Origin of the sequence: Photorhabdus antumapuensis (genome assembly GCF_020387775.1) — a bacterium.
In the GTDB taxonomy this organism is placed as follows: Bacteria; Pseudomonadota; Gammaproteobacteria; order Enterobacterales; family Enterobacteriaceae; genus Photorhabdus; species Photorhabdus antumapuensis.
This window is the reverse complement of sequence record NZ_JAHZMK010000066.1, coordinates 2650-2943: the sequence shown is the minus strand read 5'-3', so window position 1 is coordinate 2943 and position 294 is coordinate 2650. Positions and strand designations below refer to the sequence as shown.

General features: G+C 55.4%; 1 protein-coding gene. It reads right to left on the bottom strand.

Translation table 11 applies throughout. The annotated features are described in order from the left end of the window. Positions 1-294: hypothetical protein (locus KZ793_RS23105; protein ID WP_225817093.1), on the bottom strand; the 294-nt coding region annotated here is incomplete at both ends.

Here is a 294-nt window from a genome sequence, read left to right as displayed (position 1 = left end):
CGGCATTGACGTGAGCGGCGGCAGCCTTGAGGTCATGGCCGGCTTGCAGGGTCACCTCACCGGCGCCGGTTATCTGGCTGCCGATATCTTGTTGTTGGGTCAGGTGGCGAGTGTTATCTTTCCCCCAATTCCCCTGCTCTGTGCGGTGTGTGCTTAAGGTGTCCAGCGTCAGGTTATGGCCTGCGGTTATCTCGGTGTGACCGTCTTTACCGGCGTTTTTGACGTCACTGGCGGTTAATTGCACATTGTTGATGGCGCTCAGTGATAAGGTGCCTTTATCGTTCTGCACATAAA